This is a genomic window from Bordetella genomosp. 9, from assembly GCF_002119725.1.
GTDB lineage: Bacteria > Pseudomonadota > Gammaproteobacteria > Burkholderiales > Burkholderiaceae_B > Bordetella_C.
In genome coordinates, this window is sequence record NZ_CP021109.1 from 483,563 (window position 1) to 496,071 (window position 12,509).

Annotated in this window: 13 protein-coding genes; 7 read left to right on the forward strand and 6 right to left on the reverse strand. The window is 65.1% G+C overall.

The window, feature by feature from the left end; genetic code table 11:
- The first annotated feature begins 116 nt into the window (after positions 1-116).
- Complete coding sequence (locus CAL13_RS02295; protein WP_086071387.1) at positions 117-1,604, forward strand: DUF1254 domain-containing protein; 1,488 nt, start codon at positions 117-119, stop codon at positions 1,602-1,604.
- Positions 1,605-1,638: 34 nt separating this feature from the next.
- On the opposite strand, the gene CAL13_RS02300 is transcribed toward CAL13_RS02295, so the two are convergent.
- Genes CAL13_RS02300 through CAL13_RS02315 form a run of 4 tightly spaced genes read right to left on the reverse strand, consistent with a single transcriptional unit; the run spans position 1,639 to position 4,801 of the window.
- Positions 1,639-1,935 (reverse strand): antibiotic biosynthesis monooxygenase family protein, encoded by a 297-nt coding sequence (locus tag CAL13_RS02300; RefSeq protein ID WP_086071388.1) that lies wholly within the window; start codon positions 1,933-1,935, stop codon positions 1,639-1,641.
- Positions 1,936-1,974: 39 nt separating this feature from the next.
- The gene (locus CAL13_RS02305) at positions 1,975-2,421 is read right to left on the reverse strand and encodes a cupin domain-containing protein (protein WP_086071389.1); all 447 of its coding nucleotides are present in this window, start codon (positions 2,419-2,421) and stop codon (positions 1,975-1,977) included.
- A 31-nt stretch (positions 2,422-2,452) separates the two neighbouring features.
- Entirely contained in the window at positions 2,453-3,823 is a 1,371-nt protein-coding gene (locus CAL13_RS02310) for an NAD-dependent succinate-semialdehyde dehydrogenase (protein ID WP_086073475.1), read from the reverse strand.
- Positions 3,824-3,850: 27 nt separating this feature from the next.
- Complete coding sequence (locus CAL13_RS02315; RefSeq protein WP_232467743.1) at positions 3,851-4,801, reverse strand: Bug family tripartite tricarboxylate transporter substrate binding protein; 951 nt, start codon at positions 4,799-4,801, stop codon at positions 3,851-3,853.
- Between the two features lie 212 nt (positions 4,802-5,013).
- Between CAL13_RS02315 and cynR the strand changes: the two genes are divergently transcribed.
- From cynR to CAL13_RS02340, 5 genes are all read left to right on the forward strand, one after another.
- Entirely contained in the window at positions 5,014-6,021 is a 1,008-nt protein-coding gene (gene cynR, locus CAL13_RS02320; RefSeq protein WP_086055954.1) for a transcriptional regulator CynR, read from the forward strand.
- A 68-nt stretch (positions 6,022-6,089) separates the two neighbouring features.
- Positions 6,090-6,614, forward strand: a complete 525-nt coding sequence (locus CAL13_RS02325; protein WP_086071390.1) for an META domain-containing protein — start codon at positions 6,090-6,092, stop codon at positions 6,612-6,614.
- A gap of 14 nt (positions 6,615-6,628) precedes the next feature.
- Entirely contained in the window at positions 6,629-7,153 is a 525-nt protein-coding gene (locus CAL13_RS02330; RefSeq protein ID WP_086059174.1) for an META domain-containing protein, read from the forward strand.
- A gap of 9 nt (positions 7,154-7,162) precedes the next feature.
- Positions 7,163-7,900: a sulfurtransferase gene (locus CAL13_RS02335; protein ID WP_086071391.1), complete on the forward strand. Its 738-nt coding sequence runs from the start codon at positions 7,163-7,165 to the stop codon at positions 7,898-7,900.
- 37 nt (positions 7,901-7,937) lie between these two features.
- Positions 7,938-8,684, forward strand: a complete 747-nt coding sequence (locus tag CAL13_RS02340) for a 5'-methylthioadenosine/adenosylhomocysteine nucleosidase (RefSeq protein WP_232467744.1) — start codon at positions 7,938-7,940, stop codon at positions 8,682-8,684.
- On the opposite strand, the gene metG is transcribed toward CAL13_RS02340, so the two are convergent.
- Together metG and CAL13_RS02350 are read right to left on the reverse strand one after the other, a co-directional pair.
- Positions 8,681-10,780, reverse strand: coding sequence for a methionine--tRNA ligase (metG, locus tag CAL13_RS02345; protein WP_086055958.1), 2,100 nt, complete (start codon positions 10,778-10,780; stop codon positions 8,681-8,683). The genes CAL13_RS02340 and metG overlap by 4 nt on opposite strands.
- A 231-nt stretch (positions 10,781-11,011) precedes the next feature.
- Positions 11,012-11,275 carry a hypothetical protein gene (locus CAL13_RS02350; RefSeq protein WP_086055959.1) on the reverse strand — a complete coding sequence of 88 codons (264 nt, stop codon included), beginning with the start codon at positions 11,273-11,275 and terminating at the stop codon, positions 11,012-11,014.
- 147 nt (positions 11,276-11,422) lie between these two features.
- Here CAL13_RS02350 and apbC point away from each other — a divergent pair, with 147 nt between their 5' ends.
- Positions 11,423-12,508: an iron-sulfur cluster carrier protein ApbC gene (gene apbC / locus CAL13_RS02355; RefSeq protein ID WP_086071393.1), complete on the forward strand. Its 1,086-nt coding sequence runs from the start codon at positions 11,423-11,425 to the stop codon at positions 12,506-12,508.
- Position 12,509: the final 1 nt, after the last annotated feature.

Here is a 12,509-nt window from a genome sequence, read left to right on the forward strand (position 1 = left end):
GGGTGTGGCGCACCGCCCCGTCGGCCATACCTGTCTGAGAAAGCGGGCAGACCGGAACGTGGCTCTTTCCGCCATTGGCTGTTGCAACCAGCGTTGTTATCAAACGGGAGAATGCCATGCACCTGCAAAGCAGAGTTCGGAGTCCGCATGCACGGGCGAAACGGGGTATCGCCGTTCTTTTCGCGTCGGCCGCCGCGGCGGTTTCCATGGCGGTACACGCCGACAAGCTTTCGCAAGAGGAAGCAAGCGCGATCGCCGTCGACGCGTACGTCTATTTTTATCCGCTCGTCTCGATGGACCTTACGCGCAGGCAGTCCACCAATGTCGCCGCGGCCGGTGAAAAGCCCGGATTCGCGCCGCCGAATGCCGTTTCCAACTGGCCGGAATTTCCGCCCGCCCATCTGAAGCTTGTCGTCCGGCCCAACTTCGATACCTTGTACTCCTCGGCCTTTCTGGATCTGAGCAAAGAGCCGGTTGTCATATCGGTTCCCGACACCGGCGGCCGCTACTATCTGCTGCCCATGCTCGACATGTGGACTGACGTCTTCGCCTCGCCGGGCTGGCGTACGACGGGTACGCAAGCGGGTCATTTCCTGATCGCGCAGCCGAACTGGCGGCCCGATCTTCGCGAAAAGTTCGAAGAATTCAAACTGCCCGCGGGAACCACCCGTATCGATGCGCCGACGCCCTATGTGTTGATGATCGGCCGCACCAAGACCGATGGTCCCGAAGACTACGCCGCCGTACACAGAATTCAGGCGGGCTACAAGATCACGCCGCTTTCCAAATGGGGCGGAACGGACCAGGTCGTGGCGGGCGAGGTCGATCCGGACGTGGATATGAAGACCCCGCCGAAGGTGCAAGTGGATACGATGTCCGCCGAAAAGTACTTCGCATACGCGGCGGAATTGATGAAAGTTCATCCGCCGCACATGACCGACCAGCCCATCGTCGCCCGCATGCGGCGCATCGGCATCGATGCCGGCGAAAGCCTGGATTTCGAATCATTGGACCCTGTGGCGCGCAACGCCCTGATGGCGGCGCCCGAAGCCGCACAGCGCCTGATGGCCTGGAAGATGTCCAGCCTGGCGCCCGTGGTCAACGGCTGGCTCATGAACACCACCACGATGGGAGTCTATGGCGACTACTACCTGAAGCGCGCGATCATCGCGCAGCAGGGCTTGGGCGCCAATCTGGTGGAAGACGCCATTTATCCCCTGAATATCGCCGATAAGGAAGGCAGGCCGCTCGATGGCGCGAACCGGTACGTGATCCGTTTCACGCGCGCGGACCTGCCCCCGGCGAACGCCTTCTGGTCGATCACGCTTTACGACGCCGAAGGCTTCCAGGTGGAGAACCGGCTGAACCGCTTTGCGGTCAGCAGCTGGATGCCCTTCAAATACGATGCGGACGGCGGGCTGGAGCTGTATTTCCAGAACGACAGTCCAGGCAAAGACAAGGAAGCGAACTGGCTGCCCGCGCCCAAGGGCCCCTTCAACCTCACCATGCGGCTTTACGCGCCGAAACCGGAAGCCCTGAACGGGAAATGGGCGCCGCCTGTCGTCACCCGGGCCGATGAGCCGATGCCGGTGACCGCCCAGTAGACGGCGCATCCGGCGGCGTGCCCGGCGGTTGGCGTCAGCCGATATTCGCGGCGTACGTATGTTCGACCACCGGCGGCGATGCGAAGTGAGGACCGACCAGTTCGCGCCATTTCGCGAAATCCTCGGAGCCGCGGAAATCCACCATGTGGTTTTCCACGGTCTCCCATTCGACGAACAGACGATAGCGGTTGGGAAACTCGACGGACCGCTGCAGCGTCACGCCGTGACAGCCCTTGGCGCGAAGAAAAAGCGGCTTGGCCTGGGCCACGCCGGCTTCGAAGGCGGCGTTCGCGCCTTCCTTGATTTCGATCTGGGCGATTTCGAAAAACATGCGTGCTCCTTTGTCGTTCCGCGCACCCGGCGCGGCGATTCAGCGCTTGATATGTTCGAGGGCGACCGGATTCGTCACGCCCGATTCCGTCAACGTCCGCGTTGCATGGATGGATGCATAGATCCACAGGATTTTCATCGGCTGGGTGTCCGACAGATTCCGGAAGCGATGCGGGACGTTGGGTGGAATCCAGGTCGTGTCCATGGGCTTGAGCCGATGCGATTCGCCGTCGATGTCGAGCATGGCGTCGCCTTCCAGCAGCATGACGCTTTCTTCGCAATTGTGGCTGTGAAACGGTATGGCGGTGCCGGGTGCGAATTCGGTGATGCCATTGATGAAAGCGGTCGCGCCGGCGCCCGCGGTGACGAGCGGGATGGTCCGGGCGCCGCCGCCGCGTTCGTAGGCCTGCAGTTCGTCCGGCCGGAAGATGCCTGGCCGCGGGCCGGTTCTGCCATCCGGCGCGGCTGTCGTATTCGATGTGGTCATGAGGTGCTCCTTCAACAACGCCGGCCCCGCCCTAGCGTGCCGGGCCGGTCCACACGGATTTGATATTCGTGAATTCCTTCAGGCCGTAGCTGCTCAGCTCGCGGCCGTATCCCGACTGCTTGATGCCGCCGAACGGCAGGCGCGGATCCGATGCCACCGTGCCATTCACGAATACGGCGCCGGCCTCGATGTCGCGGGCCAGCCGCTGGCCACGCCCGACGTCGCCCGTCCAGATCGCCGCGCCCAGGCCGAAGACCGTATCGTTGGCGATGCGGATGGCGTCGTCCGCATCCCGGCAGCGGATGATGGCCGCCGCCGGGCCGAAGGTTTCATCGCGGCCGGCAGCCATCTGCGGCGTCACGCGGTCCAGGACGGTGGGCCCATAGAAGTAGCCCTTGCCTTCGCCGGGCGCCCCTCCCAGCCGCAGCCGCGCGCCCGCGTCCACCGAAGCGTGCACCTGCGCGTGCAGCTCCATGCGCAGATTGTTGCGCGCCATCGGCCCCACATCGACCGCCGTATCGCGCGGGTCGCCCATCTTCAGCGCCCGGGTGTGGGTGACGAAGGCCTCCACGAAAGCGTCCGCGACGCCCTCTTCGACGATGAAGCGCTTGGCGGAGATGCAGCTCTGCCCGGCATTGTGAAAGCGCGCCTTGACCGCCGTGCGCGCCGCCAGATCGATGTCGGCGTCCGCAAGCACGATGAAGGGATCGGACCCGCCCAGCTCAAGGACTTGCTTCTTCAACGCGGCGCCGGCCTGCGCCGCAATGGTGCGGCCCACCGGGGTGGAGCCGGTGAAGGTGACGGCGGCGATGCGGTCGTCCGCGATCAGCCTCTGTACGCGGGATGCATTGACAAGCAGGGTCGAGAACAAGCCGGCCGGCGCGTCCGCGCGCTCGAACAACTTGGCCAGCGCCAATGCGCACTGCGGGACATTGTTGGCATGTTTGAGCACCGCGGTGTTGCCGGCCAGCAGCGCCGGCGCGGCAAAGCGCATCACCTGCCAGAACGGATAGTTCCAGGGCATGACCGCCAGCACGGTGCCCAGCGGGTCGAAGACGACCTCGCTGTGCGTGGCGTTGCTCGCAATGACTTCGGGGGCGAGCAGGCGCTCGGCTTCAGTGGCGTAGTAATCGCAGTTGACCGCGCATTTTTCCACTTCGGCCATGGCCTCGGTCACCGGCTTGCCCATTTCCGCCGTGATGAGCGACGCGTATTCCTGCTTGCCAGCGCGCAGCGTCGAGGCCAGGCGCCGAAGCAGCGCCTGGCGCTCCGTCAGGGACGTGCGGCGCCATTCGCGCTGGGCGGTGCGGGCCCGCGTCAGCGTGGCGTCGACGGCGGCGTCGTCGTGCTCCTGGAACGTTTCCAGGACGGTTTCATCGTAGGGGTTGATCGACTGGATCATGACTGCCTGCATGGCACGGACGTGCCGTTACTCCGCCTGAATGTTGTTGTCCCGGATCAGCTTGCCGTACACGGCATAGCCTTCCTTCGTCCGCTGCCCCAGCTCCTGCGGCGTGGAGCCGATGGGATTGGCGCCTTGCGCGGCCAGCTTGGCCTTGACCTCCGGGTTCTGCAGGACCTGTTTGACGGCGGCATTGAGCTTTTCGATCACCGCGGGGGGCGTCTTGGAGGGAGCGACCAGGACGAACCAGGACGAGAACGTGTACCCCGGGGATCCGGAATCCGCGATGGTCGGCACGCCGGGCATCTCGGCCAGCGGTTTTTCGGATGCGATGCCGAGCAGGTCCACGCGCTTGCCATCGACCAGACTCTTCGCCGTGGCCAGCGCCTGGAAGGCCACCTTGGCTTCTCCCTGCGCCACGCCCAGCGCGGCCGGCGTCGCGCCGCGATACGGCACATGCACCATATCGAGTTTGTTTTTGGAGGCAAACAAAGCCATGGCGATATGCTGTGGGCTGCCGATGCCGCCGGAGGCGTATTCGATGCGTCCGGGCGCGGCCTTGGCGGCGGAGATCAGGTCGCCGGCGTTCTTGTACAGGCCCGGCGTCGCAATCAGTCCCCATTCAAAGGTGGTCACCAGCGAAATCGGCGCGAAGTCCTTCAGCGGGTCCCACGGCGTCTTCGACAGGTTGGGGACCATCGTGAGGATGCTGTCATTGAATGCCCCGATGGTGTAGCCGTCGGGCGCCGCGGTGGCGACGCGGTTCGCGCCGATCGCGCCCGCCGCGCCGGGCTGGTTTTCCACGACGATGGATTGATTGAGGATCTTTCCCATCTCCTGCGCGACGAGCCGCGCCACGTTGTCCACGGCGCTGGCCGTGGCCAGGGGGATGATCATCGTGATGGGGCGGTCGGGGTATTCCGCGCGCGCCTGCGGCGCCACACCGGCCGCCATGCTCAGGGTTGCGGCGATTGTCATGAGTGCCCGACATTTGTTCCATGCCTTCACAGCGTTCTCCTCATTGGGTTGCGTAACCTCGCGGCGACACTCTAGGGACCGGTCCCCTGCGTGTCCAATGGCGATTTTCTATTCCTTGCATCGAAACAGGCCATAATTCGTTACGCTCTCGATTCGCCTGACAGGCGGGGCCGGGGCGCACCAAGGGGAGGCACGATGAGGCCGTTGGACACATGAACAACAAATCCGGAATCAAGCTGCGCCAGCTCGAATATTTCCTGGCCATCGCGGAGACGCTGCATTTTTCAAAAGCGGCGGAAAAGCTCTACGTGACGCAGCCGACGCTGTCCCATCAGCTGGCCGAACTGGAGGCCCATCTGGGCAAGGCCCTGTTCGACCGCTCCGGCAAGCACATACGGTTGACTCAGGTGGGCGAGGTTTTTCACGCTTATGCGAAGCGCACCGTAGACGAGCTGGCCGCCGGACTCGCGGCACTGGACGAACTGGACGCCCTGCGGCGCGGACAACTGAACATTGGCGTCAGCCAATCGTTCATGCGCAAGCTGCTGCCGCCGGTGGTGGCCGAGTTCATGCGGGCTTATCCCGCGATCCGCCTGAACGTTACGGAAATGATGGCGCCGCGCATCGAGGCGCAGCTTGCCGCGGGCGAGCTGCATCTTGGCATCGCCTTCGTGCCCCCGCGTCTGGAAGACACTGAAGTGCAAGCCCTGTTCAAGGAGCGCCTGATGCTCGTCGTCGGCAAGGATCATCGTCTGGCCGCACGCAAGCGCGTGCGGCTGGCGGATCTGGCGCGCGAACCGCTGGTGCTGATGAGCCGGGACTACTACACACGGGCGCTGGTCGAGCAATATTTCGAACAGCGGGGCCTGGTGCCGAATATCGCTTGCGAGACCAACGCGCTGAGTTTGATGATGGATCTGGCGGGCGCGGGAGCCGGGGTGGCGACGCTGCTGCCCGAAAGCGCCATCGACGGGACCGCCGATGTGGCGGTGGTGCCGGTGTACGAACCCGTACCGACCCGGGTAACGGCGCTGCTGTGGTCAAGGCGGCATCACCGCACCGCTGCCGCCACCGCCTTCGCGAGCTTGCTGCGCGCGCGCTTCCAGCCGTTCGAGGCGCCCCGGCGCCGCCGCCCGGCCGGGGCCGCCGGTCCGCTGCCGGGCGGCCGGCGCGCGACGGGTGTGCATACGCGGCCGTCCGCCGGCCCGGTAACGTCGTGAAGCATCCTTTATACGCATGGGCGCGCGCCTGCCTAAAATACGGGTTTTGCCCAGCCAGGAGCTACCCGATGCCGTTTCTTTCCTTGTCGCGCTGCTTGGTCCTTTCCCTTGCCGCCGCCGGCCTGGCCGGCTGTTCGACAACAACGGGGCAGGCGCAGGCGCAAGGACCCGGCGCCCGGCAGGCCGCCACGACCCCGGACTCCCTGGCCCAAACCCAATGGCGCCTGGTGCGCTGGCAGTCCCCGGACGGGTCGGACTACCCCATGCCCTTGGACCGCATCTACCCGCCGATGAGCATCGCCTTCACCGCCAAGAACCGCGACTACCGGGTAACCGGGTATTCCGGCTGCAATGAATTCAACGGGACGTATGCGCTGGAGAAAGGCAAGCTGATCATCACGCTGCCCAGCACCCGGGCGCTTACGTGCGCCACGCCCGATCTGCGCGAGGCCGAGCGCGCCTACCTGTCGGCCATCGCCCATATCTCCACATTCACCTTGGATAGCGGCGGCTCGCCGCATCGCATGACCTTCAACGTCCGCAACGGCGACGTCCTGACTTTCACGCGGGACCGCGACGTCTCCGCGCGTTGAACGGAGAGTTCTTCATGTCCTTGCCCCTCTTCCTGCGGCGCTGCGCCGTCATCGCGGCCGCCGCCTCCATGCTGGGCGCGTGCGCGTCCCCGATGCAGCCGGATCTGGCCGCGGCCCGGTACCAGCCGGCCTATGCCTCCGATTTTCTGGCTCAGACCAGCTGGGTGCTGGCGCGCTGGACGCGCGCGGGCGGAACGCTGCGTCCGGTCCCACGCAACGACGGCCGTGAGCGGCCCGTTACCATCAGCTTTTCGCACGAAGGCACGCAATTGCGGGTGGGCGGCTTTTCCGGCTGCAACAACTACGGCACCACCTATACCGTCGCCAACGGCAACCTGATCATCACCGCCAATCCTGTCATGGCGACGCGCATGGCTTGCGCCTCGTCCGAAAGCGCTGCCCTGGAACGCGAGTATCTGGCGGCGCTGCCGCGCATCCGGTCGACCTCGGTGGACGACATGAACAACCCGCGACGGCTATCCCTGTCGCTGGACAATGGCGAAGTGCTGGACTTCGCGCGTGTCGGAATGGCGCAGTGAGCATCAGGCATGGCCCAGATCACCAATATTGCCGCCTATAAATTCGTCACCATCGAAGACCCCCACGCGTTGCGGCCGGTGCTGCTGGAACGAGCCTCCGGCGACGGCTTGAAGGGCACCATCCTGCTTGCCACCGAAGGCATCAATCTGTTTTTGGCTGGATCGGCGGCGGGTATCGAGACCTTCCTTGCCGCGCTGCGCCAGGACGCGCGATTCGCCGACTTGGAAGTGAAATTCAGCTATTCCGGCGTCGTGCCGTTCCGCAAGCTGCGGGTCAAGGTCAAGCGCGAAATCATCCGGATGGATCATCCCTCCATCCGGCCCGAATCCGGACGCGCTCCCAGCGTGGACGCCGCCACGCTGTCGCGCTGGCTTGCGCGCGGCTGCGACGATGCTGGCCGTCCGCTTGTGCTGCTCGATACGCGCAATGCTTTCGAAGTCGACGCAGGCACGTTCGAAGGCGCGCTGGACTGGCGGATCGCCCGGTTCACGCAATTCCCGGCGGCATTGCAGGCGCACCGCGAGCAGTTGGAAGGCAAGACGGTGGTCAGCTTCTGCACCGGCGGCATCCGGTGCGAGAAGGCCGCGCTCTACATGGCCGAGCAGGGCATCGATCACGTGTACCAGCTGGAAGGCGGCATCCTGAAGTATTTCGAGGAAACCGGCGGCGCCGGTTTCAAGGGCAGCTGTTTCGTCTTTGACGAACGGGAGTGCCTGGGCACCGATCTGGCGCCCGCGCAGGCCTGACGCGAGAAGGCAAATGGTAAAAAAACCGTTGGGTATCATGGCCGCGCTCCACGACGAAATCGCGGGGTTGCTGGCCGTCATGGGGCCCGATGCGGAATGCCGCCGCATCGGCATGCGCGACTACTACGTGGGCGATCTGTATGGCCAGCGTTGCGTGGTGGTGCTGGCGCGGCTGGGCAAGGTCGCTGCCGCCGCCACCACGGTTACGCTGCTGCGCGAGTTCGACGTGCGGGCGGTGGTCTTCGCCGGCCTGGCGGGCGGGCTGGCGCAAGGCGTTCATATCGGCGACGTCGTCGTCGCCGATGCGCTCGTCCAGCACGACCTGGATGCCCGTCCGCTGTTTCCCCGCTTCGAAGTGCCGCTGCTGGGCCTGAGCCGATTCCCGACGGATCTTCGGATGAGCGGCGTGCTCGCGCAAGCCGCCGCGGATTACATGGTGTTGGGATTGTCGCGCGACATCGACGCAGAGACCCGCGATCTGTTCGCGATAGGCGCGCCCATGCTGCATCGCGGCCCCATCGCCAGCGGCGATCGATTCGTCGGCGACGCCGGCCTGGCTGCCGCGCTGCTATCGGATCTGCCCGGGACGCTCTGCGTGGAGATGGAGGGCGCCGCCGTCGCACAGATCTGTTATGAGTATGGCGTGCCCTGTGCGGTGCTGCGGACCATTTCGGACCGCGCCGATGCGTCCGCCCCTGTGGATTTCGCCGCCTTCCTGCACCGCGTGGCGAGCCGCTATGCCAGCGGCATCCTGCAGCGCTTCATCGAAAACTATACCGATTAGCGCACGCGCATCCCGGGTTGCGCGCCGCTGCCCGGCTCCAGCACGTAAATGCCGGGATGAGCCGCCTCGTCGCCGTGGCTGGCCGCCAGCACCATGCCTTCGGACACGCCGAACTTCATCTTGCGCGGCGCCAGGTTGGCGACCATGACGGTCAGCTTGCCGATCAGGTCTTGCGGCTTGTATGCCGACTTGATGCCGGAAAACACGTTTCGGTGGCGCCCTTCGCCGACGTCCAGCGTCAGGCGCAGCAGCTTGCTCGATCCTTCGACTTCCTCGCAATTCACGATGCGGGCCACGCGCAGGTCGATCTTGGCGAAGTCGTCGATGGTGATCGTATCGGCGATGGGCTCGCCGCCCGGCACCGTTGCGTCTGCCTCGGTGGCGGCCGGCTCGGGCGCAGCCGCCGGGGCCGGCGCTTCCACCAGCGCGTCCAGCATCTTCGGGTCGACCCGTTGCATCAAGTGTTTGAAGGGGGCGACGCGGGTGGGCAGCACGGCGGCGTCGCTCCATACGAAGCCGCTGTCCTGTCCGAACAGCTCGCGCGCGACCCGATCGGCCAGCGCCGGCAGCACCGGCGCCAGCATCACCGACAGCGCCTTGAAACCGGCCAGGGCACGTGAACAGATATCCTGCAGCGCGGCTTTCTGATCGTCGCCTGCCGTGGCCAGGCCCTTGGCCAGGACCCAGGGCTGGGCCGCGTCGAATGCCTGGTTGATGCGGTCCGCGTACGCCATGATTTCGCGGATGGCGCGGCCGTATTCCCGCGCCTCCAGCGACTCGCGCGCCGCTTCGGCCTGTTCGGCCAGTTCGCGCGACAGCGCCTGCTTGTCCCCCGCGTACGCCAGCACGCCGTCGAAGTGGCGCGTGATGAAGTTCGCTGCACGGCTGGCGATGTTGACGTACTTGCCGATCAGGTCGCTATTGACCCGCACGATGAAATCTTCCGCGGTGAAATCGACGTCTTCCACCTTGGCGTTCAGTTTGGCCGCGATGTAATACCGCAGCCATTCCGGATCCATGCCGACGTCCAGGTAACGCAAGGGCGAAATGCCGGTGCCGCGGCTTTTGGACATTTTCTCGCCGCTGACAGTGATGAAGCCATGCACGTTCAGCGCGTCCGGCGTCTTGCGGCCGGCGAACTTCAGCATGGCCGGCCAGAACAGGGCATGGAAGTAGATGATGTCCTTGCCGATGAAGTGCACCTGTTCCGTCGAGCCGGCCGGATCGAGCAGCGCGTCGAAGTCCAGGCCCTGCTTGTCGCAATAGGCTTTCAGGGAAGCCAGGTAGCCGACCGGCGCATCGAGCCATACGTAGAAGTATTTGCCCGGCGCGTCCGGGATTTCGATGCCGAAGTACGGGGCTTCGCGGGATATGTCCCAATCGCCCAGTTTCGCTTCGCCATCATCGGCGCCCAGCCATTCCCGCGTTTTCGCCAGGACCTCCGGCTGCAGGTGGCGGCCGCCGGCGGCATTCGTGCCCGCCGTCCACTCACGCAGAAACGCCACGCAGCGCGGATCCGAAAGCTTGAAGAAGAAGTGTTCCGAGCTTTTCAGGACCGGCGTCGCCTTGGTCAGGGTGGAGTACGGCGAGATCAGGTCCGTGGGCGCGTAGACGGCGCCGCACACTTCGCACGAATCGCCATACTGGTCCTTGGAATGGCAGACCGGGCATTCGCCCTTGATGTAGCGGTCGGCCAGGAACATGCCCTTGACCGGGTCGTAGAACTGCTCGATGGTCCGCGTTTCGATCAGACCCTGCGCTTTCAACGCCCGGTAAATGTCTTGCGACAGCGCCACGTTTTCCGGCGAATCGGTGGAATGCCAGTGGTCGAAACGGATGTGGAAACCGTTCAGGTATTTCGGCCGCTCGGCGGCGTAGCGCGCGACGAGTTCGCGCGGCGTAATCCCTTCGCTCTCCGCCTTGAGCATGATGGGCGCGCCATGCGCATCGTCCGCCCCCACGAAATGCACGGTATGCCCGGCCATGCGCATGGCGCGCACCCAGATATCGGCCTGGATGTATTCCATGATGTGGCCGATGTGAAAGGAGCCGTTGGCGTAGGGCAGGGCGGTGGTGACGAATAGGGTGCGTGACATGGCCGAAGGGCAGAGTGGAAAACCGGACCCGGCATTTTAGAGCCTGTTGCGGGGACGGAGCGAAAGCGGGGACGGGCGCCACGGCCGACGCGGCACGGCGCCGGATGCGGCGCATGGAACCAAAGGGCGATCGAGGGGACTGCCGTGGCAGCACTGGCATGCGCGCGGCGGCGCGATGCCGGGGCCCCGGTGGCGGCCTGGGCGTCCGAGCGGCAGCGCCCGGTCAGGCGCTTAGCGGACTTCGCGTACTTCGACGTCGATGACGTCCGGACGCACGGTTTGGAAAGGGCCGGCGCCGGGGGCGCCACGGGTGGCATTGCGCTGGTGCCAGTAGGCACGCACGCCAAAGGGGCGGCCACGAACCTTCGCGATCACGTACAGGATGCCGACCGCGATCGCGGTGGACACCATGAACACGATTGCCATGGCGCCGCCGACCAGAGCCAGTGCCGTGAAAGCGAGGGCGCGAACGAAGCGGGTGAGAGCGTTGTTCATGCTAATGAGGATAGGAAACGCGGCGAAAAGTTCCTGCAGATTCCGCTATCCTTGCAAGTCATAGAAGGCCGCACGGTGCTGAAAAAGCCAGGCTGTGAACCGGGGTAGCCGCGCCAAAGCCCGGGGTGCCTGTAGGAATATAGTGACATGAGTTTGACGATCCAACAAATAAAGGCCGTTGTCGAAGGTGTAACGGACCCGCAGACCGGCGCCAGCATCGGAAAATATGTAAAAGACCGCGACATCCGCATTGATGGGGACGCCGTCACGGTCGCGATCGAACTGGGCTACCCGGCGCGCACGCAGCAGCAGGCTTTGCGGCAGTCCGTCATTGATGCCCTGGCCGCGGCTGGCGCGCCCCAGGCGGAGGTATCCGTCACCTGGAAGATCGCCGCCCATGCCGTGCAGCGGGGCCTCAAGCCGCTGCCCAACGTCGCGAATATCATCGCCGTCGCCTCCGGCAAGGGCGGCGTCGGAAAAAGCACGACCGCTGTCAATCTGGCGCTGGCGCTGGCCGCCGAAGGCGCTCAGGTGGGCGTGCTGGACGCCGATATCTATGGTCCCAGCGTGCCGACCATGCTGGGCATTTCGGGGCGCCCGGTCAGCCACGACAACAAAACCATGGAACCCTTGATGGGGCATGGCCTGCAGGCCAATTCCATCGGCTTTCTCATCGACGCGGATTCGCCCGCCATCTGGCGCGGCCCCATGGTCACACAGGCGCTGGAGCAGCTGCTGCGCCAGACCAATTGGCGCGCGCTGGATTACCTGATCGTCGATATGCCGCCGGGCACGGGCGATATCGCCTTGACGCTGGCGCAGAAGGTGCCGGTCGTCGGCGCGGTCATCGTTACCACGCCGCAGGACATCGCACTGCTCGACGCCCGCAAGGGCCTGCGAATGTTCGAAAAGGTTGAAGTGCCCATCCTCGGCGTGGTCGAAAACATGTCCGTTCATATCTGCAGCCACTGCGGGCACGCCGAGCCGATTTTCGGCGAAGGCGGTGGCAAGCGCATGGCCGAGCAATATGGCGTTGCGTGGCTGGGCGGCCTGCCGCTGACCATCAACATCCGCGAACAGACGGATGCGGGCAATCCGACCGTGGTCGCCGACCCTGCCAGCGAAGCGGCCGCGCTTTACCGCGACATCGCGCGCCGCGTGGCGGTCGCGGTGGCAGAGCTGCCGCGCGACATGGCGGGCCGGATTCCGAACGTCGTCGTGCAGCCGACCTGAC